General features: G+C 40.8%; 22 protein-coding genes and 2 tRNA genes. 12 read left to right on the forward strand and 12 right to left on the reverse strand.

Annotation, left to right across the window (positions count from 1 at the left end; genetic code table 11):
- Nucleotides 1–337: 337 nt before the first annotated feature.
- Nucleotides 338–541, reverse strand: coding sequence for a CxxC-x17-CxxC domain-containing protein (locus BP861_RS04380; RefSeq protein ID WP_292372936.1), 204 nt, complete (start codon nucleotides 539–541; stop codon nucleotides 338–340).
- A gap of 576 nt (nucleotides 542–1,117) precedes the next feature.
- Here BP861_RS04380 and BP861_RS04385 point away from each other — a divergent pair.
- Together BP861_RS04385 and BP861_RS04390 are read left to right on the forward strand one after the other, a co-directional pair.
- Complete coding sequence (locus tag BP861_RS04385) at nucleotides 1,118–2,179, forward strand: NAD(P)-dependent alcohol dehydrogenase (protein WP_292372937.1); 1,062 nt, start codon at nucleotides 1,118–1,120, stop codon at nucleotides 2,177–2,179.
- Nucleotides 2,180–2,458: 279 nt separating this feature from the next.
- The gene (locus BP861_RS04390) at nucleotides 2,459–2,923 is read left to right on the forward strand and encodes a hypothetical protein (RefSeq protein WP_292372940.1); all 465 of its coding nucleotides are present in this window, start codon (nucleotides 2,459–2,461) and stop codon (nucleotides 2,921–2,923) included.
- Nucleotides 2,924–3,350: 427 nt separating this feature from the next.
- Here the strand turns inward: BP861_RS04390 and BP861_RS04395 are convergent, their stop codons facing one another.
- From BP861_RS04395 to BP861_RS16090, 5 genes are all read right to left on the reverse strand, one after another.
- The gene (locus BP861_RS04395; RefSeq protein WP_292372942.1) at nucleotides 3,351–4,148 is read right to left on the reverse strand and encodes a cytochrome P450; all 798 of its coding nucleotides are present in this window, start codon (nucleotides 4,146–4,148) and stop codon (nucleotides 3,351–3,353) included.
- Between the two features lie 529 nt (nucleotides 4,149–4,677).
- Complete coding sequence (locus BP861_RS04400; protein WP_349680993.1) at nucleotides 4,678–6,096, reverse strand: NAD(P)/FAD-dependent oxidoreductase; 1,419 nt, start codon at nucleotides 6,094–6,096, stop codon at nucleotides 4,678–4,680.
- Nucleotides 6,083–6,322, reverse strand: a complete 240-nt coding sequence (locus BP861_RS04405) for a ferredoxin (protein ID WP_292372944.1) — start codon at nucleotides 6,320–6,322, stop codon at nucleotides 6,083–6,085. Before BP861_RS04405 ends, BP861_RS04400 begins: the two co-directional genes overlap by 14 nt.
- Nucleotides 6,323–7,315: 993 nt before the next feature.
- Nucleotides 7,316–8,011, reverse strand: a complete 696-nt coding sequence (locus BP861_RS04410) for a class I SAM-dependent methyltransferase (protein ID WP_292372947.1) — start codon at nucleotides 8,009–8,011, stop codon at nucleotides 7,316–7,318.
- Between the two features lie 380 nt (nucleotides 8,012–8,391).
- Complete coding sequence (locus tag BP861_RS16090) at nucleotides 8,392–8,613, reverse strand: DUF5652 family protein (RefSeq protein WP_394339083.1); 222 nt, start codon at nucleotides 8,611–8,613, stop codon at nucleotides 8,392–8,394.
- Between the two features lie 152 nt (nucleotides 8,614–8,765).
- Between BP861_RS16090 and BP861_RS04415 the strand changes: the two genes are divergently transcribed.
- Nucleotides 8,766–8,966 carry a hypothetical protein gene (locus BP861_RS04415; RefSeq protein ID WP_292372949.1) on the forward strand — a complete coding sequence of 67 codons (201 nt, stop codon included), beginning with the start codon at nucleotides 8,766–8,768 and terminating at the stop codon, nucleotides 8,964–8,966.
- Nucleotides 8,967–9,489: 523 nt separating this feature from the next.
- On the opposite strand, the gene BP861_RS04420 is transcribed toward BP861_RS04415, so the two are convergent.
- Nucleotides 9,490–10,341: a nicotianamine synthase family protein gene (locus BP861_RS04420; RefSeq protein WP_292372951.1), complete on the reverse strand. Its 852-nt coding sequence runs from the start codon at nucleotides 10,339–10,341 to the stop codon at nucleotides 9,490–9,492.
- A gap of 519 nt (nucleotides 10,342–10,860) precedes the next feature.
- On the opposite strand from BP861_RS04420, the gene BP861_RS04425 reads away from it, so the two are divergent.
- A complete protein-coding gene (locus tag BP861_RS04425) occupies nucleotides 10,861–11,685 on the forward strand; it encodes an alkaline phosphatase family protein (protein WP_292372953.1) in 825 nt (274 codons plus the stop codon).
- 46 nt (nucleotides 11,686–11,731) lie between these two features.
- On the opposite strand, the gene BP861_RS04430 is transcribed toward BP861_RS04425, so the two are convergent.
- The 3 genes from BP861_RS04430 to BP861_RS04440 all read right to left on the reverse strand — a co-directional run bounded on the left by BP861_RS04430 (nucleotide 11,732) and on the right by BP861_RS04440 (nucleotide 13,442).
- Nucleotides 11,732–12,352, reverse strand: a complete 621-nt coding sequence (locus BP861_RS04430) for a hypothetical protein (protein WP_292372955.1) — start codon at nucleotides 12,350–12,352, stop codon at nucleotides 11,732–11,734.
- 133 nt (nucleotides 12,353–12,485) lie between these two features.
- Nucleotides 12,486–12,878, reverse strand: a complete 393-nt coding sequence (locus BP861_RS04435; RefSeq protein ID WP_292372957.1) for an RDD family protein — start codon at nucleotides 12,876–12,878, stop codon at nucleotides 12,486–12,488.
- Nucleotides 12,879–13,097: 219 nt separating this feature from the next.
- Nucleotides 13,098–13,442: a hypothetical protein gene (locus tag BP861_RS04440; protein WP_292372958.1), complete on the reverse strand. Its 345-nt coding sequence runs from the start codon at nucleotides 13,440–13,442 to the stop codon at nucleotides 13,098–13,100.
- 368 nt (nucleotides 13,443–13,810) lie between these two features.
- On the opposite strand from BP861_RS04440, the gene BP861_RS04445 reads away from it, so the two are divergent.
- The 8 genes from BP861_RS04445 (at nucleotide 13,811) to BP861_RS04480 (ending at nucleotide 21,368) form a co-directional block, all read left to right on the forward strand.
- Nucleotides 13,811–14,947, forward strand: a complete 1,137-nt coding sequence (locus tag BP861_RS04445) for a DUF373 family protein (RefSeq protein WP_292372960.1) — start codon at nucleotides 13,811–13,813, stop codon at nucleotides 14,945–14,947.
- Between the two features lie 89 nt (nucleotides 14,948–15,036).
- Nucleotides 15,037–15,813 carry an S-methyl-5'-thioadenosine phosphorylase gene (gene mtnP / locus BP861_RS04450; RefSeq protein ID WP_292372963.1) on the forward strand — a complete coding sequence of 259 codons (777 nt, stop codon included), beginning with the start codon at nucleotides 15,037–15,039 and terminating at the stop codon, nucleotides 15,811–15,813.
- A 684-nt stretch (nucleotides 15,814–16,497) separates the two neighbouring features.
- A complete protein-coding gene (locus tag BP861_RS04455; protein WP_292373291.1) occupies nucleotides 16,498–18,978 on the forward strand; it encodes a DEAD/DEAH box helicase in 2,481 nt (826 codons plus the stop codon).
- A 183-nt stretch (nucleotides 18,979–19,161) separates the two neighbouring features.
- Nucleotides 19,162–19,560, forward strand: a complete 399-nt coding sequence (locus tag BP861_RS04460; protein WP_292372965.1) for a DUF3467 domain-containing protein — start codon at nucleotides 19,162–19,164, stop codon at nucleotides 19,558–19,560.
- A 466-nt stretch (nucleotides 19,561–20,026) separates the two neighbouring features.
- Nucleotides 20,027–20,251, forward strand: a complete 225-nt coding sequence (locus BP861_RS04465; RefSeq protein ID WP_048107204.1) for an LSM domain-containing protein — start codon at nucleotides 20,027–20,029, stop codon at nucleotides 20,249–20,251.
- Between the two features lie 31 nt (nucleotides 20,252–20,282).
- A complete protein-coding gene (locus BP861_RS04470) occupies nucleotides 20,283–20,678 on the forward strand; it encodes a helix-turn-helix transcriptional regulator (RefSeq protein ID WP_292372971.1) in 396 nt (131 codons plus the stop codon).
- Between the two features lie 120 nt (nucleotides 20,679–20,798).
- Nucleotides 20,799–20,876, forward strand: a tRNA-Glu gene (locus tag BP861_RS04475).
- Between the two features lie 414 nt (nucleotides 20,877–21,290).
- Nucleotides 21,291–21,368: transfer RNA gene (locus tag BP861_RS04480), tRNA-Glu, on the forward strand.
- 243 nt (nucleotides 21,369–21,611) lie between these two features.
- Here BP861_RS04480 and BP861_RS04485 read toward each other — a convergent pair.
- Entirely contained in the window at nucleotides 21,612–22,397 is a 786-nt protein-coding gene (locus BP861_RS04485) for a hypothetical protein (RefSeq protein ID WP_292372973.1), read from the reverse strand.
- Nucleotides 22,398–23,931: 1,534 nt separating this feature from the next.
- Nucleotides 23,932–25,584, reverse strand: a complete 1,653-nt coding sequence (locus BP861_RS04490; protein WP_292372975.1) for an AMP-binding protein — start codon at nucleotides 25,582–25,584, stop codon at nucleotides 23,932–23,934.
- Between the last annotated feature and the right edge of the window lie 81 nt (nucleotides 25,585–25,665).

The following is a 25,665-nucleotide window of genomic DNA, read 5'->3' on the forward strand; positions in this document are numbered from 1 at the left end:
ATTCGGGGAAGATTTAAGCAGATTGCCGGCAGGGAAAATATATTTAAACTGACTTGACCATGCAGAAGATTTTTTTGTTTTTATTCTGTAGTCCAATTCCTGATGTTTTCCCTTGATCAAGAATTCGCTTGAAAAGTATCGCTTGAAAAATATTGCTTGAATCAGAAAAATCCATCCCCAAAGGGAAAGATCACTTTCAGCAAAAAAGGCCCTGCGAAGGGCTCCTTTTAAATGTAAAAGGTAACGGGTTAAGAAAAAGATGTACCCCGAATTAGATTGATTTTTAAAAAGTGGAAAAGAAATAAGTGTTGATGTAACTCAGATAAACAAATAACACTTAGTATCTATCTTCTCTGGGTTTTCTGTGCTTAGGAAGACATTCTCTGCAGTAAACAGGTCTGTCCGGGTCAGGTTTGAAAGGTACTTCGGTTTCAACACCGCAATCCGAACATCTTGCCTTGTACATTTCCCTAGGAGCGCCAAAGCCTCCACGGCTGCTGTCTCTTCCCCTGAAGGACCTTCCTCTGTCATTAAAAGCCATTTTGTTTCACCCTGATTTTGGTTGTTAGTTATTGCTGAAAAAATAAGATTGTATAAGACTCTTTAGTTAAAAACGCAAGTTGGTTTTTAACAACAGATGATTATACGTCTCTTTATTTTCAATACTTAGTATTGCGTTTGAAATATATAAATTTGACTATATTAATGGAGTCACGTTTTATTAGATTAGGTGACAACACTTCTGAAGCTTCTAAAAATATACGTCGCCTGAAAAACCTACTACTATAATTCGGGAATGATCACTACAGGAAGAAATCTTATTGATGACTCTAAAACAGTCGCAGAATGAAATCGATAAAAAACTAACAAGCTCTGCAAAGTATTACTTCTCAGGCTGAAGAGAGCTTCAAAGATTCTCAGTTCTCTGTTTTTACAAAAAGATTCGAGAAAGATTTCAGCAGACCGCCGGCAGGAAAAATATATTTTGGCTGAATTAAAAGTAAAAATTCAAGTTTCCATCCTTAGTAATTATAAATACCACTACAGCAGATTAATATGCGGGTTACTATAAAAAGCATTGAAAAAATAATTATTTTAGAAATGTTGGGGTAATAAGATGAAAGGATTTGCAATGCTTGGAATTGGGGAAGTGGGCTGGATTGATGCTGAAAGACCTTCAGCAGGACCATATGATGCAATCGTGAGGCCTCTTGCGGTCGCGCCGTGTACATCAGATGTTCATACTGTCTGGGAAGGTGCGCTTGGAGACCGTAAAAACTTAATTTTGGGACACGAAGCTGTAGGTGTCATAGATGAAATCGGATCAGAGGTCAAAGACTTTAAACCAGGCGATAAAGTAATTGTCCCTGCAATTACACCTGACTGGCGATCCATGGCGGCACAGGATGGAGTACCTATGCACTCAAATGGAATGCTTGGTGGATGGAAATTTTCAAACTCCAAAAATGGAGTCTTTGCAGAATTTTTCCATGTAAATGATGCAGACATGAATTTAGCTCATCTTCCAAAAGGAATGCCCCGTGAACAAGCTGTCATGCTATCAGATATGGCAACTACTGGAATACAGGGTGCAGAAATGGCAAAAATTAAAACGGGCTCCACAGTTGCAGTCATAGGAATTGGTCCTGTTGGTCTGATGGCAGTGGCAGGTGCATCTATTCTTGGTGCTGGTAGGCTCTTTGCAGTAGGAAGTCGGAAAGCCTCTGTTGATCTTGCTCTGGAATACGGAGCATCTGAAGTTATTGATTACCGAAAAGGTGGACTTGTTGAACAGATTCTTGAAAAGACTAATGGAAAAGGTGTTGATTCTGTAATCATAGCAGGAGGAAATGAAAACACAATTTCAGATGCAGTAAAAATTGCAAAACCTGGAGGCACGGTATCAAACGTCAGCTACTACGGAACTGGAGACATACTTCCCATTCCACGTATTGAATGGGGGATGGGTATGTCTCACAAAGACATACGTGGTGGCCTGACAACCGGAGGTCGTCTGAGAATGGAAAGAATGGCAGACCTATGTACCTACGGAAGAATAAAACCCGAAAAAATGGCCACCCACATATTCGAAGGATTCGACAAAATTGAAGAGGCTCTCATGGTCATGAAAGAAAAACCAAGAGATCTGATCAAACCTGTTGTTCTTCTGGATGAATAAGCGGGTCAAATACCTCTCTCCCTAAATTCTTCGCAAAGCTTAGAGTTTTGAGGAAGGGGTATTTTCACCTCATAGGATAAAAGTTAGAGTTAAAGTTCCTAAATTATAGGAATATAAAGATATCAGCCGATTTTGCGATCTTTTTTTAGGATATATATTAAGGAAATATGTTTCAATATTGTTTAATTATTATATAATTATATTAATAATAATGAGGTTTTATCTTCTGAGTAAATTCATTTTTTGAGCAGAAATGTAAAATCTAAAAGGAGCTCAATTATGCAGGCTTTCAGAGATCTTGATTATATGATACAGGATGATGTTGGAACTATAAGTGGAAACATAGGTTACTACCAGCAAACGTTTGCGGCAATTGAACAAGTTTGGGTTGAGCACAATGTTTGGGAAGATTTACTTGGAATGAGAATCCATATTGGGTTTAATACATACAATCTTAAGGACAAAAGTTGTGAAATTGCTGCATATTTCCACTATGGATCTGGTGAACCATTAAGGGATTTTAACCAGAAATACTGCACAGTTAGTGGTGAAGTTTCCACAGGCCGTGAGTTTACCCCAATGTACGCGAGCACAAGCTTTAGAGACGTTACCCTATTTTTGCCATACGACGAATTACATATGGCCCAGGGTGATTACAGTTTAAAATTCAATTTAATAATATGGATTAAGAACAAAGTATTAGCTCAGTCAGATTGGATATATTTTGACTATCATCAACACTAAGTTTTAAAATTGTCTCAGCCTGGTTTCAGCCTGTATAGAATTGGAAAATATCGTAAAGTGGTGGCAATAGTGTTTGGTTAACAAATTATAACGTTAATCAGAAGACAGCCCTCCAACAGTAAAGATCACTTCGAGCAAAAAGGCTCTTAGAAGAACTCCTTTTAAATCTTTACCTTTTAAATCTGTAAAAATTGCGGGTTTTTTGCTCTTTTGTAACTCGTATAAGGATAATGTGAATTTTAATTTTATAGCTGCATTTCATAAAACAAAATCTTAGACTGAAAGTTTTAGACTAAGAGAGTAGTTTTTATAAATCATGCACTGTCCGGCTTGAACAGAAAACAGAATATAGTCTAGACTCCTTGGCTCTACGGAAACTTAGAATGCTACAGATCTGTTGTGTTCGGTTAACTCGTGACTGGAACTCTCAGTCCCTCACGCCGTCGATCTCAACAAAGAGATGTCGTGGTCCGCGTAGAGTGGCACTTTGCCGATATGTGGGCGGATCATTCATAAGCCTAGGGTTTTCGAGACGTCTTACAAGTTCTGTTAGTGCGATCTGCGTTTCCAACCTTGCAAGTGGGGCACCGTAACAATAATGGATGCCGCTGCCAAATCCAAGGTGCATATTATCCCTCCGATCAGGGTCAAATTTATCGGGGTCGGGAAAGCGGGCAGAATCACGGTTTCCAGAAGCAAGCAGCAGGATCACAGGCGAGCCTTTCAAAATTGTAGTACCTGCAATATTAATATCGGCGAGAGCCACGCGGTTTGGCAGAATTTGGACGGGAGGCTCGTAACGTAGCAACTCCTCGACCAGGCGAATAACCAGATTTGGTCCGTGCTGCAACCGCTCAAGGACATCAGGGTGCCTCAAAAGTGTGAGCATCCCGTTGGTGATCAGATTTACTGTGGTCTCATGGCCTGCAATAAGCAACAAGCTTGCAGTGCTCACAATGTCTGCCTGGGACATCGGCCCATCGGGACCGTAGTCTGTAATTAGTCCAGAAAGCAGGTCGGAACCAGGCTTCTTTCGATGGCGCTCGATCAATGTCTCCATATATTTTTCGAGTTCCTTAAAGGTCTGACCAGACTGTTCTTGTCGCCGCTTCCGTTCCTCCGGGCTTTCCTGAGGATCCAGGTCAATTCCTTCGATAATAGCTTCTGATAAAGCATGAAGGTGTGGCTGATCCTCGTATGGTACCCCAAGCAGCTCACTGATCATCGTCACCGGGATTGGATAGGCGAAGTCCTCAACGATGTCAATCGACGCCTTGCCTTTCATAGTATCTATCTGCTGATTTGCAAGACGGATCAGCTGGGGTTCCATCTCAGCCACTCTTCCCGGCGTGTGCGGAGGGCCAAAAGGCCATGTAGCCTGCCGGCGCAGTCGATCGTGCTCAGGCGGATCTAGACCGATGAAGCTTGGAACTACTTCCGTTTCTGAACCTTGGTTGGGTGAGGATACTTCCGCCCCTGCTTCCGGTACTTGATTTTCAGAAACAGGCTCCTGATTGATCTGACTGCCTGCGGGATTACGCTCGCGCACTGAACGCTTGCGGAAATCCGAACCGATCCGAGGATCATGGAGTAGTGAGACGATCTCCCGGTAGGTGCTGACAACGTAGCTACCATCTGTCTGTCGTGTGATTGGTGTCTGGCGTAGCTGGGCATAGAGCGGATAGGGGTTGGCACGGTTGGCGTAGTCAAGAACTTGCTCATACAAGGATTGTTGTATCATAATCTGCCTCCTGTCATTTAGGCTGAAATCCTGGCGGCACATGTGGATCCTTCACTCTGGTGCTTGTAGACGATTCCTTAGGACGATGTGTACTCGGGCCAGAACCGGCCTGTGTAGGGCTATGGGTGCGAGGCGGAAATCCAGCAGGAACTGGCCCATGCTCGGCTGGCCCATAAAGACCATGAATTACAGGCGGAAACGGTGCACGGGCTTCGATCATTGCTTTGTAAGCAGGCAGCCAGCGGGCCATATTTACGGTGAGCGCTGCGACAATTCTACCCTTGTAGCCATAAACCGCAACTAACCTGCGTTCTGCGATCGAGCCCTGTGTGAACACAACCTCATCGGCAAAGCTTGGAAGGCCGACTGTCTTCAGGTTGACGCCAAACTGACGGGACCAGAAGGCAGGCAGAGTTTTGTATGCCCAGCGATCTGCCGGATTACATACCATGTTGTGTGCTGCCGTCCTAGCCTGCTCAACAGCGTTCCCCCAGTGCTCGACTGCCAGAAGTTCCCCCTCATAAAGCGGGTGAGGCCAGCGGGCTACGTCTCCGGCGACAAAAATATTGTCTGTAACCATTCCATTGGTATCGAAAGCACGACAAGCGGCATCACGAACTATCCCACGAGAGTCAAATACCAGCCCAGAATCACGCAACCATTCGACATTTCGTACTGCTCCAAGAGCGACCACAGCCACATCGATGTCGAGTATATCGCCATCTGAGAGGTAGGCACGGCGCAGCCTCCCGTTCTCATCTCCCTCCAGCGCCATAACCGTGACGTTGCAGCGCAGGTCGACTCCATAAGCGCGCTGGAGCTGCCCAGCAAGCGTACCCACGGCCGAACCGATAGCGCCGATGAGAGGTGTAGCGCTGCGTTCTGTGACCGTGACAACCAGATCCAGCTCTCTGCAGACTGAAGCAACCTCGGAGCCGGTGAAACCGCCGCCAATCACAAGCACCCGCTTTGGTCTATCGGCTAACCGAGCTCGTAGCTGGGCAGCATCATCGCGGGTGCGCAGCAGGTATACTCCATCAAGGGAAGCCTGTGCCGAATCTGGCCACGGTCGAGCGCGAGTCCCGGTGGCGATCAACAGACGGTCAAAACTAAACCGCCTTCCGTCGGCAAGCTCGACTTTATGGTTTCTCAGATCAAGCCCTATGGCGGGCACACCAAGCAACCACTCGGCATGGAGATCAGCCCTCTGTGGCAGGGTTGTATGGTCTACCGGTAGCCAGCCTGTGAGGACAGTTTTAGACAGAGGAGGGCGATCATAGGGAACGTACGGTTCATCGCCGATCACAGTTAATGTTCCTGAAAATCCCTCGGAACGTATTGCCTCTGCAGCACTCAAGCCAGCCAGCGAGGCACCGACGATGACTATTCTTTGTATAGAGGAGACCATCTTCTCGGCATCACTGCTGCTCATCGTGATTTTCTCCCTGCTGCCCCAATTGCTTATCCAGCCAGCAAATAGTAATCGCCTGTACCGGGCAAGCTGCAGCAGCCCTCTCTACCTGCACTCGTAGTGAATCATCTGGCGCATAATCATATTCTAGAGACTCTTCATCCTTCATCCAGAACACTGTCGGTGCGGCAAACACGCACTGAGCGTAGCTCTCACATCGGTTTAGGTCGACCACGATTCGAAGCATTGCGAAACCTCCAGTTCCAGAAACTTAAAGAGCAGCTTCAGATCTTTTCGATCTTTGGAGCATGCTATGCCTCCAGATTGTTTCGTACGGCGAAAATAGAATGATCAGACTGATCATGAGCCTGCAGTGTATGTCTCCCACCGCCATTAACGCAATTGGAGCTTTCTTCGCCTTCTTCCCCCTCCAAGGTTCATTCAAGAATTATAATTGCCAACTGCATAAATCTGCAAAAACAGGACTCTTTTTTGTTTATTTAGCCTGCTATCGATCCATTTATAGTTAAACAAATCGTCTTCTGCAACACTCTCTAGTACGCGACTTCATAACCCCGTGATAATCAAAAATTTATCATTTCAGCGTTTGGTATCATTCTAATTGTACAACGCTTTCAATGTAACCCTGATAAACTAAAGAAGAGCCCGGGAAAAAACTTGTACGATAATAATTAGGGAATTTTTATATATTTAAGCATTTGGCTTGTTAAAAATCTATCTAGATCATTTTCAAAAGGCTAAAATAAGCAAAATATATCCTGCTATTTAGTTCAAATATTAACTTGGAAATCTTCTTTGGGGAAAAGTAAGACTGTTTATCTAATTAAAGGACAATTATTGGATTGAGCAATGCTGGTAGGTATTAGAGCTTTTGGGTAAGATATTATCATTATTATTTTTAGAGGTAGAATGTAGGCAATACGTTTTAATCTGTTACCTGTGACCCGCGTCTCAACGATCATGTACATGCGAAGTCACAGAAAGAAGGGAAGAAATATCAGAAGCTCTTGCAGTTGCAATGTGTGTTAGTGCTGGATCACAAATAGCATTGACTAAAAATAAGGTATGGGTAAGGAAATATTTTGAGAAAACGTGAAGATAACTGTGATGTTGCTGCAAAGGTTTAAAGCCAACTGTTATCTTCATTTAGTTTTTTGTGTAATAAGCATCGATTTAACCCGAGTCTGTATCTTCGTCCTTATTGAGGCTGTATTTTCGCTTATTTTTGCATCATTACCAGATACAGTTTCCTTGGAAGCTCTCCTTCTTCGAATTCTTCGACTTCGAGCCCCTTGTACCCTTTTGCTAGGTGTTCAACCTTTTCTCTACTGAAGAAGTGCACTATAAAACCGCCAGCAATCTCGTACAGATCTTCTCCTCTATGAATTCCAGTCTTATATTGTGCATCTCCAGTATGCCTGGCTGTGTAAATATTAAGCCCTCCTGGCTTTAGCACTCTTTTTATTTCACTAGTGAGGAATTCCAATTCAGATGTCGTCAGTGCCATGCAGTAGAGCATATGGGAATAACAAGCGTCAAAAGTTTCATTTTCGAATGGGAGAGGATTTCTGACATCATGCTTTAGAGTAACTATAGAATCTGAAAGCCCCATGTTCCTGACTTTTTCCTCTACTGTCTTTAGTCCACCTTCAGTGTAATCAAGAGAATATATATGAAAGCCTTTACTGACAAAAAAACAAGTATCTCTGCCCTGACCACATCCCAGTTCGAGAATTTTATTCTTTCCTTCTTTCTCAAAAATAGCTGCTGATTTTCTAGCAGGATAACTCGGTTCGTCTCCAAACCTAGAACATGTACTTTCAAACACCTTCTCCCAGTGAGGTTGTTGCTTATTAATTATGTTTTTTTCCACACCAGATTCTGTCTCAATAATATCCCTGTCTCCACCTTTCATTTGATTTACTTCCTTTTAGATTTAAAATACTATAGCTAACAGAGAATTTAAATATATAATTTAGATAGATTTTATCTACAATAGCATTGAGTTTTTAGGTTACCTATAAACCCAAAGTTTAGTTCGAGCGTAGGATTCGAACCCAGGAAATCCTTCAATACCAGATCTTGAGTATAGTGTCTTTAACATAGAACAATGAAAGTTTATCATTATTAAGCCACACGTTTTCTTTAGTAAAGAAGAGATTAAGCAGAAAATATTGGCATTAACCCCTTGAAAAAGCAAAAAAGTTGGGGGTAAAGCATAGCAGTACATTAAGGAAATTTAAAAGATGTGTGGATTGATATTCTTGATTTAATGTATGGTTTGACATTCTTGATTTATATTCCCTTTCTCCCTTTCTTAAATAAGAAAATATAAAGGATAGGTAAAATACCAGCCGTATTTAAAATGAGTATAGCGATAAACCAGTATCTCTGAGATTCTCGTGCTGCCTTCCATAGAGCTATACCCTTCCAGAAAAACTCCCATAGTACCAGAATTAAAATCAGGACTGAAAGTTGTGGATTTGTTTGAAGCAATGAGAAAGAAGTGTCTACCATTTTCCTCTTTGAATACACGTTGTTTAAATTTAAATAGCTTTGCACTTATTAACATTACCATAAAGTATGATATGTGAAACTTGAGATAAAAGGAAAGTAAAATATCTGAAGTATGGCTAGAGGTCACTAGCGTAAAAGATGCTGGATAATCGGTGGCCTCAGCCGGATTTGTTGACGTGCTATTTTTTGATCTTGTGAACTGCAGGAGAAGAGATGCCTGCAGCCCGTATAAGATCTGTCTGGGGTATCAGTTCTCGATTGAGAAAGAGGTTACTTTTTTGAGAGATGATGCCCTTTTGCGGAAAATAAGAGATTGTGCGTATCGGGGAACATTTTTTGAATCGATCATCTGATACCTCAAAATTATAAATAAAACAAGTTTATTATATATTTATTGGATATATTCTACATAGTTTAATTTTAGCTATATATCCCTAATTTTATGGTGTTGATATGCGAGGTGAGACTATACTGAATAAAACATTTGCATGTTACACTGACAGATCGAATATCGGTAAGTAGACAGACTGTCGACAGGCTTAGTAATGCAAACAAATCCTTATGTATGAACTACATGAAGAACATATGTCATCCAGCTACTTAAAAATACGAGGCGGAATAAATATGATAAAAAGAAATCCTCTGTTCATTCCTATACTTTTGGTTCTTATAATTGTGGGCATATTTGGCTCTGTAGAAATCCTGTAGCTGGAAGAATCTCAAATACCTTTGACAAGGCGTGAACTGGATTTTTATAATTGAATCTGATCCGTTTCTGTTGATTTGAATAGAATTTCTACAAAGCCCTATAATAAATGTCTGCACCGATAACGAGTAACGGAAAAGCTCCTGTGATGCTCCAGATTTTCAGAGTGACTATTCTTTTTTCTCAACAAATACAACTGTATTGTATGCAGGAGGTTCGGGTTTGATTCGCTTATATTCTCTGTAACCTTCGGGCAAATCAAGCAAAAAGTCCCGGTTTACCAGCCTCATCAAGCCTTTCTCGTAGATCCTATAAGAAATCCTGCACCCTGGAGGTATTACTTTTAATAAATGATCGAGAATTTCTCTTTTAGGCTCAGCCTGGGCAGCTATTATGAGAGCCTTTGACCCGGCATCAGGATCCAGGAAATCAATTGGATTCATGGAGAGATGGCTTCCGTTAATAATAGTGATGTCTTTCGAAAGCCCGAGCTTGTCAAGCGTTTCTATTGAAAGCCTTGTCCTTTCAGGGTTTTGCTCTATCCCTGTACCTTTTACCGCATGATATTTGAAGAAAACAATAAGGGTAAGGGGAAGTGGTCCGCTCCCGAGGAAAAAAATCCTGTCTCCGGCTTTTAATCCGAAGCCTTCATATTCTGTCCTGATTAGCCGAAGATAATTTTTGTAAAAGGGATAATTTTCAAGCACATTCCAGGGTGATTGGCTTGCAAGGATTTCATTTGAGTACATGGTTTCCAGTCTCACTGTATATAAGTTCCTGAATCGGTTAATATGAGCGAAAATTGGTTCCAGATCCTTTTTGTCCAGGAGAATAGAAACTACATCACTTTCTAAATTTTGGGTAATTAAAGTATCCAGTTTCAGAAACAATTCCTCGGGCCTGTCTGAAGAGCAGGAAAGGATCTCGCCATCAGAAAGAGCCCTTATTTCTTGATACAAACTGAGAATTTCTTCAAGAATAAATTCCGAGAATTTCAGACTCTCATTAATCACATTAACCACACCAATCCCCGAGAGTATTATGGTACACATGAATATATTCCTGTTGAAAAACCCAAAACACTTGCCAAAATTGTACACAATTTCTCGGTTAAAGTGAGTTACTGTCTTTTAATAAAGTGTAATAATTTCACTACTCTATGCTATTTTGATATAGAATTTAGACATGTTTCCTAAAACCTGATTTCCAAGATCCCTCTGTTCTCGCCTCAGAAAAAGCAGACCCAAAATACTGGCTCTTATCTGGTCACTGAGGGTACAAAAATATGGAATGTAGAAACCCTCAACTCCACAAAAGTCGACTCCGGCTATTTGGTTAACAAGGTTGATTATCTAAGTAATGGAAATTCTGAAAATCCTTCTTCTTCAGGAAATCGTACTTCAGAGAACTCTTCATTTTCCGGCATTTATTCTGCCCTTGGATATTTAGACCCGATCCGTATAATTATCTACAGATATCTGAGTATAAGCAATACAGGAAACACATATAAGCCGGCTTGCCAGATATATATTGGAGAGAATATGAAAATTTTAGAGTGCAACACCATTGATATTGCCCCTACGATCTCGAGACTGCTGAAAATCCCTATGGTTCCGCCTACTGGCAGGCCAATTCCTGAAGTAGAGAGCTACGCTAAGGAAAGAGGCTGCAAAAGAGCAGTAATTATTGTCGTAGATAGTCTGGGTTATTCCCTTTATAATTATTTTTCTCCGATAATGAAAAATTTGAATAAAATTGCCGAAAAAGGACTCCTCTTTAGATGCAAATCCCCGGCAACTATAACATCCCCTGCGATTGCTTCAATATTTACAGGATATCTGCCAGAAGAGCATAATATTTACTCAACTGCGGACATTTATACCGAAAGGACAAAAGACTCGGAAAATCCGAAACTGAAAAGCATTATGGAATGGGCTTACAGATCAGGCATGAAAGCATCCGCAGTCATAGAGTCAGAAGGTGCGGAAAGTTTCAGGGGGAGAATAAAAAATTTTTATGGAGTTCCTGATTCCGAAGATATCCTGGATTATGACCACCATATAACGAATTACGCACTACGTGCTCTTGAAGGAAATCCTGACATCCTGGCAGTTCACCTCAGAACCCTTGACCGTTTTTCTCACAGGGCAGAAAGCTGGAAAGAACTGGAAAAGGCTGCAAAATCCGTGGATGAAAACCTTGGTGAGATTTACAGGCATGCGGAAAAAGGAACGATTTTCTTCATCTGTGGAGATCACACAATTCACGGTGGAAAAAAGTGGTTAAAGGGTGCGGAAGGGGAACATATCAAAAACTATAGGCAAAATTTTGTGGCTCTTATCGTAGCCTGCAATAAGGAAGCCTAATTTTTCTGTTTTTCCCTATAAAATTATTTCCTGTATAATTAGCAGATCAGAACTTTTGCTCGACTTCAAGCACTTTGCTGAAACACCGAATTGTCCGGCTGGTGTTCTTATGCAGAATTCCGATACCTCCTGCTTCTTTCCACTCGCGAATGTTTTCGGAGTTATCATCAATAAGAACCCTTGAAATCCCTGATTGTAAGGCTTTTTCCGGGCGGTAACAGAGAATTGCTGCCTCTGCGTAAGATGACCCGAGTTCTTTCCTGAGCCATTTGATTTTTCCCTCTCTCGCATTGAATAAGGCTTTTTTCCTCTCAGGCCCGGGAAGCGCAGAAAGAATTGTTGGGCAAAGTCCCGAGCTTCTAAGGAAACTATGTAGCTCCTGCCCTCCGGGCATCCAGGACATCTCAGACCAGAACTCGATTCCTGCAGATGTGATCTTTTTCCAGAAGAGTTCTCTATCGTTGCTGTACAAGAACATCATATTGCCACCGAGCTTTTCGCAGGCGGCAGTGAAATCCGTAAGGACTCCATCCATATCAAGAAAGAGTTTTATTTCTTCCACGGGTTTTGGAGAAAAAGAGATATCAAGCGAATGATTTGATATAGATCTCTGAAAGCTTACCGGATTGTTCTGGATCAAATTGTGCTGATTGAAAGAAATAGGCATAATAAACTTCCCTTAACTGCTCTGGCAGCAAATGACTTCCCATTTATCATAAAGATATCATAATAAAAAAACGTACTCGTTGTAAAAAAACTGATACAAAGGAAAGTGAGACGAAAAAGTAAAAAGTAATAAATCAGTCCTCCTGAACAAATACCACGGTCTTTGCCATGATATCGTGAAAAGCCTGCTTTTTTGAAGTGAAAAGAATCAGCAAAAATCCTGTAAATAAAGGAATTGCAGCGAGAATTTTCATAATAAAGCGCTTTGTTGCCTGAATGAAGGAAATCCTGTTTCCGTTGAGGTCAGTAACAATAATGTTCATAGCTTGCTTGCCCACTGTTGACTTTAGGGTTGAACTCTCCTGAAAGACAAAATAAACCCACGTCGAGAGGAAGAACAGGACACAAAAAAGGGTCTTATTCATGATTTCTGTGATTAGCTCTAGAAACATAAAAAGGAAAATAATTACAAAAATATCGATTATCGAGGCTATAAGCCTTCTGGAAATTCCGGAGTATGATTGCATTCTGTTCTCTCCAATTTAATTTATACAGATGCAGTGCTGAATAATAAAGTTAACTCTTTAAATAAAATACAGAAACGAAAAACATTGAAAATATGGAATCATAAATGATTCAATGAATGTACATTGAGAAGCAAAACCGATAATAAAAGAGAAGGTAGAGAAGAGATTTACCTTCTAATCTGGAAGATTTCTATCTTCTTATCTGTCAATTTATAGCTTTCATTTTTTCTTTGAGATCGGGATTTCGATCTTATCTACGAGTTTCTTTACATCAGCCTTGATATCGGAGGCAAGTTTTTTTGCACTATCGCCTGTTGTATCAACAAGTTTGTCAACTCTAGCAGTGATACTCTTTACCTCATTCTTTACGTCAATTGATTTTATTTCCTCTGATAGGGATTTTATTTCTGTGTTTATACCCTTTGCAAGTTTAGAGGCTTCATCCCCTGTCTTCTTTGCAAGAGTGTCAATGTCATTTCCAAGCTTTCCAACTTTTTCCTGTATTTTGGAACTCTTTTTTTCAGCTTCGGTTCCTTTACTTTCATTTTCCATTGTTTGTGCCATATAAACCCCTGTTTATTTTTGATATAAATAATGAATTTCTCTCAAAAAGAGAGACTATTTTTGTAGATATTTACTTATGGAATTTCCAAATTATAAAATTATCTTTAAAGGTAAAGAGTAAATTCTATTTTAAAATACCGTAAAACTCCTCACTGTCAAAACCACTGTTGAAACAAACACTGTTACGTTACAAGCTTATAAAGTATAAATTAAAATAGTATGCTTGTAAAAAGTAAAGCAACTTAACTGATTAAAAGAGTTTATGTAAAACTCCGGCAGGAAAGATGTAGCAGCCGAATCAGGATATCGTATTCAGGAAAAATCAGCTCTCTGCGATAGAGTAAGCCATTGAAGGTTATAGAGGAGATATGCAGACCTTAGTTATATGCATAGATAGAGATAACGATCTAGGCGAAAAAGCAAAACTCGAAACCCCAATAATAGGACGGGAGGCAAATGTTCACGCTGCTGTCGCACTTGGGATCGCAGACCCGGAGGATTCTGATACCAATACGATTTTCGGTGGGATCAAAATTCTTGATGAATTGCGGGCAAAAGGAGCCGACGCTGAAATAGTTTCTTTTGCAGGAGACAAAAACGTTGGAGTTATCTCAGACCAGAAAATTGCCGAGCAGCTCGAAATATTTCTCAATACGAATGATGTGAAGAGAGCGATATTTGTCTCGGATGGGGCAGAGGACGAAACGCTTGTGCCTATTGTCCAATCACGCATGAAAATTGACTCCGTAAAAAGAATCGTAGTAATGCAGAGTGAAAATCTGGAAAGTACCTATTATATCCTGAAACATGTCTTTAGCGACCCAAAGATTTCACAGACTTTCTTTGTACCTTTAGGGCTTGCTTTTCTCATTTATGCAATATTCCTGCTTGCCCACTATCCAGAAGGTGCAATTATAGGAATTCTTGCAGCTGTAGGGCTTTACATGCTGTATAGGGGTTTTGGGCTGGACGACCTTGTCGCTCTTGAAAAAGAAAGGCTTTGGGACGCTTTTCTGGAACAGAGAATGGTTTTTATCAGCTATACGGCTGCTCTGATTACAATCCTTGTAGCAACTTCATACGGAGCTATGGAAGTATGGAAGCTTTATTCCGCAGAAGGAATATGGTATCAAGGAATCCTTACGCTTGTCTCAGTATTCATCAATGCTTCAGTCTGGTGGTACGCAGGAGCCCTGCTGCTTGCTAATCTCGGAAAAATCTTCGATTTAAGGATGGATGATAAACCCATTTATAGAAATGTCGCGATTTCCCTGTTCGTGATTGCAACCGGGCTGCTCTTCTGGGGCGCAAGCACATATATTTTAGCGACAGCTTCCCTTTCGGACGGCATTGCCAATAATCCATCCCTTGCCCTCCAGTACTTTGTATATTCGGTCGCAGTTGCAATTCTTATCGCCCTTGCAGGCATAAAATACAGCGTATCAAACCAGGCTTCCGAAAACGGAAATAAAGGAAGAGATAGAAGAAAGAAAAAACTTACCTGATCGCAGGCGGCCTGCAAAAGGATTTAAGGCATGATAAGGCTAGAAGAGATCGAAAATCAGGGTAAAAACCCCATCAGGAAGATAAAAAAATGGAAAAAGCGGATGGAAATGTTGAAGTTGCAGTGCTCGGTGGCGTTGGTTTTAATTCATACCAGGAGTTTGAAAGCCAGTCAATACAGACTCCATATGGGGAAGTTACAGCATATCTCACTACTATAAGAGGGAAGAAAGTTGCAGTAATCCCCAGGCACGCAGGAGAAAACCATATTCCTCCTCACAAAATAAATTACAGGGCAAATATCTGGGCTGTACATTCCACTGGGGCAAAGCGTGTAATCTCTACGAATTCCGTGGGGTCTATGCGAGGACATCCAGTGGGCAGCTTTGTAGTTCTTGATGATTTTATAGATTTTACCCGGAACAGACCTTCTACCTTTTATGATAACAGGACCGTACATGTCGATGTGTCTGAACCTTATTGCCCTGAACTCAGGACAGCTCTCAGGGATGCTCTGGAAAAGCACGGGCTTCCCTATACCGAGGGAATTTATGCCTGTACGGAAGGCCCACGTTTTGAGACCAGAGCCGAAATCCGCATGATGAACCAGTTTGCAGATGTTGTGGGCATGACCGGTGTACCTGAAGTAAGTCTTGCAAAAGAACTCAGTCTCTGTTATGCTTCTCTTGCCATCATCACAAATCAGGCCTGTGGAATGACCACACAGAAACTGACCGCTGATGAAGTCACCGAGGTTGTGGGAAAAGCTCAGGAAGCTATCTTTGAGATTATTTCGGACACGATAGAAAATATTCCGGAAACTCGAAACTGCAGGTGCAGGTTTGCGAAAGAAGGAGCCTGCTTGTGAGCTAACTTTGAGTCAAAATATATTCTGGACAAAAATATTCCCTGGACTACAGACTCAGGGATTTTACCCTTCGTTCTGTAAAACCATATTCAAATATGCAACAGGGAAGTTGCTTTTATATAAAGAATTTCTACTCTGGTATTTTCGATTAAGATTTTCATAAAATATTTTAATTAAATACTGCCATTAAACATTTTCATTAAATGTTTTCTTGATGTTATTTTCCAGATAATTTCTTCTCAAATAATTTCTTAAAATAATTTCTTAAAACAATTTCTTATAATAGCTTATTCAATACTATCGATACTAGATCCAATAGGCGACGATTGTATTTATATAATAAATAAGTAATAAAATATTTATATAATAGTTGCCTATAAGGTGAGGTAGCAAATGTGATAAAATTATAAATAAGGAAGATACGTAAGGTTTGCTTAGGAAGAGAAAATAGAGCAATGCATACCGAAAAATGACCTAAATGTAAATAATCGCTCGAAGTGTATTATAAAATTGCATAGAATTTAAGAGACTTGAATAGACTTTCACCTGTAAACGCAAATTATGCTGCCGGAAGCAAAAAAAGACAGCATAACATTAACTTTTAAAACTTCGAAGTTTAAGACTTTGGTAATTACAGGCTTTAAGAGAAAGCTTACTTACACCATTCATATATCAGGATAAAAAATCATGCTTTGGGTCCTAGGCTACGCTGAAAAATCGAAGATAAGAGTTATGGCTATAAAGGACCGGATGAAACAGCCGATTTATATGGCTGAGCTCCTTATAAAGGATAGTTACAAAGGACCTCGTCCTCATAAAATAAGGCTTCTCACCGGCAAGAAAAAAGAAGAATTCATTCCTCCCCAGCAGTTCATAGAGCTCCTACGCAGTGCAAACCGGATAATGCTCGCAGAAGGAGGAGATGCTGCAAATGAGGCTGCTTTTCTGGAAATGCTAAAAGGTTTCCAACTCAACGCGGACAAAGTTAAGATCTGCAAACACTGCTGGATAAAGAAACGTTTCAACTTTATAAATAGTAAATCTATCAAATACCATGATGAACTTATCTGCCTGGACTGTGCAAAAGAAGAACTTTTGCGTGCAGTACATACAGCTGATGTTAAGTATGGGGAAAAGTCCATAGATTTCTTGGAGCAGGTGCTCTCGAAAACCAGAGATCTGGGACGGACTATCAGGATGCTGAGCCCTGAAAGGCTAGATCCTGAGTTCACACGTTACGATACTATAAGAACAAATCCTACAAGTGCCACAGTTAGAGTAAAGAGCCTTCCCCTTCAAAAGAAATTTAAGGAAATGCTGCTCGAGAAATCCGAGACCCTGCTACCTGTCCAGGCGTTATCGGTAGAAGCCGGTCTTCTGGAAGGAAAAAACCAGTTTGTAGTCTCGGCAACAGCAACTGGAAAGACCCTTATAGGGGAGATGGCAGGCATCCAGAACCTTCTTGAAAAAAAAGGAAAAATGCTCTACCTCGTTCCCCTAGTTGCACTTGCAAACCAGAAGTATGATCAGTTCAAAGAGCGATATTCAAAACTCGGGCTTACCACTTCCATAAAGATAGGGGCAATTCTCATAAAAACCTCTCAGCGCGTGAAAATGCATACCAGCCCGAGTGCGGATATCATTGTAGGGACTTACGAGGGCATAGACCATATGCTTAGGTCGGGAAATGCCGATTTTCTGGGTAAGATAGGAACTGTGGTAGTAGACGAAGTACATACTCTAGAAGACCAGGAAAGAGGTCACAGACTTGACGGGCTTATAGGAAGGCTGAGATACGTGGCTCCCGAAGCTCAATTCATCTATCTTTCGGCAACTGTTGCAAATCCTGCAGCCTATGCAAAGAAACTCGGAGCCAGGCTTGTCCGTTATGAGCACAGACCTGTCCCTATTGACAGGCATCTCCTATTTTGCCAGGAAAACGAAAAGTCAAAGTTGATTTCCCAGCTTGCGAAAGAAGAATACTCAATGTTCTCTTCCAAAAAACATAGAGGACAGACAATTGTCTTTACAAACTCTCGCCGAAACTGCCACAAGCTTGCAGGGGCCATTTCGATTCAGGCGGCGCCCTATCATGCCGGGCTCTCCCAGTATGAGAGGAAGAGGGTTGAGACTCGTTTCGCAAAAGGAGAACTCCCAGTAATTGTGACCACGGCTGCTCTCGCGGCAGGTGTGGATTTTCCGGCTTCCCAGGTAATCTTTGAGTCCCTAGCAATGGGAATAGATTGGATTTCAGTCCAGGATTTTCTGCAGATGAGCGGGAGGGCAGGAAGACCTGATTACCACGACAGAGGAATTGTCGTGCTTATGCCCGTACCTGGAAAATCGTATTCAGGTTCCCAATCCGATACAGAAGAAGAGATTGCAATTAAATTGCTCCAGGGAGAAATGCTCTCAGCAGGCGTACAGTATGGAGAAGCCGAACAGCTTGAGGAAGTACTTGCATCAGTTGCAGTTACCTCCTCGGTGCAGGATCTTAGGATGATCCATAACCTGATGTTCGGAAGTTACGACCTTGACAAACTAATTTTGCGCCTCCAGAGCTATCGCTTTGTGGAAAGAAAAGGAAACCGAATAACGCTTACGCGTTTTGGAAAAATTATTACGGCTCATTTCCTTCCGGTATCAAAAGCTTTTCTGATCAGGGATGCAGTGCTTGGAGAGAATGAACCCCTGAAAATTGCAACGAACCTGGAGTTTTTCGATGCAGCTTATTTTAAGTACGCAAACCAGATAGGAAGCTCCCTGCATGTGAATATGCCTTCAAGGATTTTTCAGGGAGCTACCCTTGATATAATCTTTGATGGGGAGTCCCTTTCCCAGCTTGATGCAAAAATTCGGGAGCTCCTGTTAAACTTTGCTTCGGATTTTTTAACATGTTCATGCAAAGATTCGCCTTACTGCGGCTGCGCAGAACAGAAATTTTCGGAAAAAATAATTAAGCTGCGTACAGAAGCGCTTGACCCTTCAGAGATTGTAAAGAAACTTGAAGATAAGTACGGGATCTCGGCATACCAGGGTGACGTTTTCGGATATCTGGATAATGCAGTCAGAAACCTTGATGCCGTAGAGTTGATAGCAAAGGTACACTCCAAAAAGGGAGTTGCAGAAGAAGCAAAAAGACTTAAAAAGAAAGTCCAGGGTTAAAAGATCAAAAACGTTTTTGCAGATAATACTGTATAATGAATTTACTGTATAATGAGTTAAAGATGTTCCTGCTTATGCAGGACTGCATTGTTTATATGATAGAACCGCCGGCTTTTCAATAGCTGGCAGCACATGAGATCTAACCTGATCAGATGCTCTGAGAGCAAAAGTAGAGGTAATTCTATGACCGAGGATATTGAATCCAGGGAAAATATCGAAAGTGTAGCTCCTAAAAAGGCTAAAAAAGGCATTACAATCGAATTTGTGAAGCCTGAAAACTTCAGGCAGGTATATGCTATAGGAGCTGCAGGTGGGCACAGCCCCTATGATTTTAGGATCGGTTTTTACAATGACACTCCAAAGCTGTTCGGGGATGCCTCAGAGTCAAGGGTTATCCAGAGACGTATAGAGACCGAAGTAATACTCTCTCCGGTAGCTGCGCTTGAGCTTTCCCGCTGGCTGACCCAGCATATAAATGAATACGAATCCGTTTTCGGACCCATTGCAAGAGCAATCCCGAGGCCGAGAAAGGAATCTGCAAAGCTTGTTGATGAAAGTACAGACCTCCAGGGTTACATTTGATATTCTCTCTGGCCCTTATGTATATGACTTTTACATTTATCCGGATAGATGTCCTATCCGGATAGATGTCCTGTAAGCCACACAAGCTTTTTTTAAAAAGCTTGACCAAAAACCAGTTATTAGGAGCAGTTATTAGGATAAGTGTCCTGTAAATCCTGGTACTCGGAAGCTTGATGTGGCTTCTGGAAGAATCTAGTTGATTTTGGAGATCTTTTAAGAGCTCTGGAGATCGATGGTTATATATCTCTGTAAAGGGTATGTAATTTTCAGTTTTTCTTAAAAGCCGGTGGAGTGACGATATAGAAAAATTTTTCGGTTACTGGCAGTAAGCGACTGATAAAGGCAACAAGCGGACTGCAGGCTTGAATGTGGCTCTGATACGGCTTGTCCCGCACCGGCTTGGGATGTAAAAACATAAACCCGGGAGTACGGGGAAGATTGAGAATAAATCAGCGAGGGTTTAAATTTGTTCCCAAATAAAAAAGTTCAGAAAATCGTTGGATCAAGGATCCAGGTAGAGATGAAAGGCGACCTTAATCTGCTTGAAGGTACCCTTAAGAGTGTGGATGACTACATGAACCTTCATCTTGTAGATACCATGGAGATTGTAAAGGGAGAAAAAGTTCGTTCTCTTGGTTCAGTAGTGCTTCGGGGTAATAACATCATACTGATCACTCCTGTAGAAGAATAAACTTCATAAGGAACTTTATTAGTGTGGAATCATGGATCTTGAAGAAGAAGCCTATAATATAATAAGAAGACATAAAGAAGGCGTTTTCCAGAACGTTATCTGGAAAGAGCTGGATATCGATAGCAGAAAATGCTCCAGGATCATAAAAAAGCTTCTGGATAAAGACTTAATTATACGAGAGGTTGGAGTCTCAAACGGGGCAAGAACATACCTACTGAAAGCAAAGGAAGAGGTTAAGGAAAAATACGACCTCCTGCTTGCAGGATCATTGTTTTCGGCCTGTACAGGCTGCACCGGCGATTGTCAACCCGAATATTGCGGAAGACTCGGTGAATGGATTGGCAATCTCATGGAAGAAGCTGAAAGATCGAAAGAGACCGGTGAAATTAAAGCCGATATCGAAGATGATGGAGATGAAGATATTTAAGAGAGATTTAGAATCCAACAGCCAATAACATTTTCGAAAGTACCGACAGCCGCTAAATATATATAGAAGAACCCCTTATTGAAGAACCCCTTCAATAAGGGAAAATAAGACACAACAAAAGCTCCGGTAGTGTAGTCCGGCCAATCATTCCGGCCTTTCGAGCCGAAGACTCGGGTTCGAATCCCGGCCGGAGCACCATATTCTTTTTTGTAATAAATTTTTCATGATGTACTTTTTCATTGCGTATTTTTATACTGCGTTGGCTAAATTGTTCTTTTGACTTCCTTAAGATAATTACGGTTTTCTCTTAACATGCAACTTTGCAGAATTAACGCTGTCAATTGCCTATACAGAGGTTGAGCGCGAAAGTTCATGACCTATAGCCTGGCCGCCCAAATTCCTTAGTATTGACCATCTTTTTTAGAAAATCCTGTGAAACTTAAGAAATTATTTATAGTAAGTTGCGTTTTATATATAAATGTGGCATAAAATTATTTCAACAGTCGTTGCATAAAAAGTTATCTGGATAATAGATTACGCCAGAAGAGATATGTAAGGGACAGATTTATATAATACTAAGTCTATTGAAGGTTTCGCTGTGAGATGCGATGTGCTCCGGTAGTGTAGTCCGGCCAATCATTCCGGCCTTTCGAGCCGAAGACTCGGGTTCGAATCCCGGCCGGAGCACCATATTCAATTTCTTACATTAAACTTCTTCTTACATTAAACTTCTTTTGTATAATGACTTTTTCTAAAGAGACTTTTATGTAATATTTTTTCTACAATGGTTTTTTATATTGACTTCTTTCTTTTGGTCATTTTTATTTAAATGTAGAAAAGATATATTTTTCAGGCTCTACTTCCGGTTTGTTAAAGATCTTAAGTGTTCAACCCTCCAGATCTGCTTCATTAACTCTAGCTTTCCCCAATTGCTTATTTAACTTTTTTAAGAATAAAAGAATGAAATTCCTTAATTTCCCTGATTTTTTCCAGATTCTGTTCTGCATCAAGCAGACCTGCCGTGTTAACGGATTCAAGCGCAGCCTTGGCGGCAAAGCAAGCTCCTTTCAAGCCCCGTTCCAAAGTGAGCACCCGGATAGTTTCCAAAGACCATGCTATCTGGATAAGGATGTTTTTCAGACTGTGTTTAGAGACCGCAGTGCCCATGTTTTCAAGTGATTCAATCACTGCCTTTGCATAAGGTTCATTGTTTCCCCTTACAGCGGCATTACCCAGATCTTCAAGAATAACTGCAGCTTCCAGAGCACTAGTTTCTATTGCCTGTTCTACCGAAGTAACTCCAATCTCTCCAAGGAAGCCTATAGCAGCAATACCAGCACCATGAGATTTTTTTTCGAGGGATTTCAGGGACAACTGCATAAGGTAAATCTCAGAAAGACTTGTCAGGGTTTCCATATTCTGTCTTGAAAAGGTCTTCCCGCAAGTTCCAAGCGACTCAACTACACCTCTGGCTGCTGCATCCAAGCCTTTTTCCGTAAACTCCAAGGCAAGACTCCCGACAATAGACAAAGCCTTTATAGCAAGTGGTTCCCTTTTCTCACCAGCAGCTTCAAGTGCTATATCTCCAAGAACACGCCCTGACACTGAACATGCCTGCTCCATTTTCATTTCAGCAGTTACCCTCGCTATATCCCCTATCGAGACAATAAGTGTTTTTATATCCAACTCGTTTTCAGCATCAGCATTTAAATGAATCAACTGGAATACAAAACCCTTGAGTTTTTCAACAGCTTCTACTGTTCCTCTCAGATCCCCACTGTACGCTTTTTTGAATCCGTCTTCAATAGTCCTGACTTCATCAAGCTCATTTTCATTAAATGGCGAAATACCAACCCCACAATAATTCTTGTTAATCCTATGTCCTTACTCCAGATTAGGTTTCCTATAGAAATCAATCTCCTGCCCTTTAAATTTCTTATATTAATCCGGAATTCTGCCACATTTATGCCTATTAGGTAGCAAACCATTCCTGATTTATCCAAAGCTTAGGAATTCATTATCTAGCTCCTAAAAAATTAATGATCCGGATGTTAAGCCAGTATTACTAAATAAGAAGATTATTTTATCGCCGGATAGCGATAAAAAGGGAAAAATCTCACTTAATGTATCATAAGCTGGCTAATATAAACTAGCTGATATTTCGGATTCAATAATAGAAATTTAATTTTTGGCAGGCAGCAGTATAAAACTTAATCAGCTTATCCGAAGTAAATCCGGATTATAGAAGAAACAATAGTAGTAATCTTTGTACTAATAAAAGCATTAACTAACAAAGAAATTATTAAGAGACCAAAACTCCTTAATTGGTCTGTTTCGCGGAGATTGGTATAAAAAATTTTAGAAACAAAAATCCATACAATTAAAGAATAAATTACTTTTGTTAGTATTCATACAAACAGAAGTGCCTCATAAAAGTGACTCATCAAAGGACTTAAATAGAATAGGGCAGTTATAGATTGTTTGAAAGATTTATTGAAGGTAAGGGTTGGGGATAATTCAAAAGCTGAACTTCTAAAATTAGAAGAATTAGATTGTTAATACAATTTATTCCAGAATAATAAACTATGTTATTTTATAATGACGCTAAAAGATCATAAGTATATTTTATATAAATGTTAAAAATATAATTAAGTTAAAATTAAGTTAAAATTAAGTTAAAATTAAGTTAAAATTAAGTTAAAGGTTGGTAATTGATTGAGAGCTCTGTTTGATGACCCTAGAACTCTCAATCGGTGAAACCCCCTTGAAGAATACTCCCCAATATTCTTCTCATAGCTGTAAGAGAAACAGTGCAGACATTCAATTGGTTGTTAATTGGTTGTGATTGATTGAGAGCTCCTAATGTGATCCCTGAGCTCTCAATCGGATGAAACCCCTACAAAAAACTCCCCATACGCTATGCACAAAGGTGCACTATTGCGCTTCTCTTACAACTACATCCTTCTAATGCTGAAATTGTATATATAATAAATTACGTCAAATATTCAATTGCCTATCGTTTTTGTAATATCATAAACTTTTGGATAGAAGAACAATTTCCAATATGCTCCAAAAATAAGATCAATCCTTAAAATTTGCTGACATCTAATTTTTTGATGGCTTTAAATTTTAAAGCAAAAGAATTAAGGAATTAAATCAGAATGAAAAATAAAAATCGACCTGAATGGCCGATAGCACTACCAATTAGGAAAATAATATTTGATAAACTATTTTTCAATAGCTGTCGTTTTAATCAATTGTTGTTTTCATCCTGCTTATTAAGAAGTTCGACAGCAAGTTCCCTTAGCCTGTACTTTTGAATCTTACCGCTTGCTGTCAGCGGGAATTCATCTACAATGAATACATGTTTTGGAGCCTTATAACGGGCGATCTTTCTTTTGGCATAGTCTCTGATATCGGCTTCTGTAAGATCTACACCTTTATTAAGAATCACAAAGGCACCTACGATTTCCCCATACTTTTTGTCAGGGATACCCACAACCTGGACGTCTGTAACTCCGGGAATGGTAAGCAGGAATTCCTCGATCTCCCTTGGATAGATGTTTTCCCCTCCCCGAATAATCATGTCCTTAATTCTGCCTGTGATTCTGTAATAGCCGTTTTCATCGCAGGTTCCCAGGTCTCCACTATGAAGCCAGCCATCTTCATCAATTACCTTTTTCGTTTCTTCGGGCATCTTATAGTAGCCTTTCATCACATTATACCCGCGGCAGCAAAGTTCCCCAACGGTGTTCGTAGGCACGGGTTCATTGGTATCCGGATCAACTACCCTGACTTCAACGCCCGGGAAAGACTTCCCTACGGTTTCAACTCTCAGCTCTACAGGATCATCCACAGTGGTCTGGGTCATGCCTGGAGATGCTTCCGTAAGCCCGTAAACACTCGTAATCTGAGAACAATGCATGTCTTTTACGACCTTTTTCATGGCTTCGATAGGGCAGGTTGAACCAGCCATGATCCCTGTCCTTAGGGACGAAAGATCAAACATATCAAACATCGGGTGTGTATACTCTGCAATAAACATTGTAGGCACGCCGTAGAGTGCCGTACATTTCTCTTTCTGGACTGCTGCAAGCGCAAGCAGGGGATCGAAAACTTCGAGCATAACAACCGTTGCCCTGTGAGTCAAAATTGCCATAATTCCGAGCACGGTCCCAAAGCAGTGGAAAAGAGGCACAGGCAAACAGATCCGGTCCTTATAGGTAAATTTCTGACGGTCGCCTATTGAGAGCCCATTGTTGAGGATATTTTTGCTGGTCAGCATAACCCCTTTTGGAAAACCAGTGGTTCCCGACGTATACTGCATATTGACCACGTCATCACCAGTGACACTTTCCATAATCTCTTTAAGCTCGTCATCAGGGTAATGGCTGCCAAGAAGTAGAAGCTCGTTGGTGCTATAAATTCCCCTGTGCTTTTCCTGTCCTACATAGATTATGCTCTTAAGACATGGAAACTTCTTGCTTTTCAGACGCCCTCTTTCCGAGTTCTTGAGCTCAGGAACCAGTTCATTCATTATTTCAAGATAATCAACGTCTCTGAAGCTATCAATCAAAGCCAGGGCCCTCATATCGGACTGTTTTAATACATATTCTACCTCATGGCTTTTGTAGGCGGTATTTACAGTAACAAGCACTGCTCCGATTTTCGCAGTTGCAAACATGAAGGTAAGCCAGTCAGGGACATTTTTTGCCCAGATCCCCACATGGTCTCCTTTTTTTATTCCGATAGCGAGCAGCCCTTTTGCAAGGTTATTAACTCTTTCATTGAACTGCCCATAAGTAAAACGAAGGTTACGGTCTGGATAAATTATAAACTCATGGTCAGGATCTATAGCCACTTGTTTTTCAAAGAATTTACCCAGGGAGTCTTCTATAAGATGCATGGTTTCAGCCTCTCACATTCATTACATATTTTTAGAAACTGTTGGCTTGCGAGCAGCTATGTCTCGTATACTCCAAAGCCC

It is taken from the genome of Methanosarcina sp. UBA411, assembly GCF_002495725.1.
Taxonomy (GTDB): Archaea; Halobacteriota; Methanosarcinia; order Methanosarcinales; family Methanosarcinaceae; genus Methanosarcina.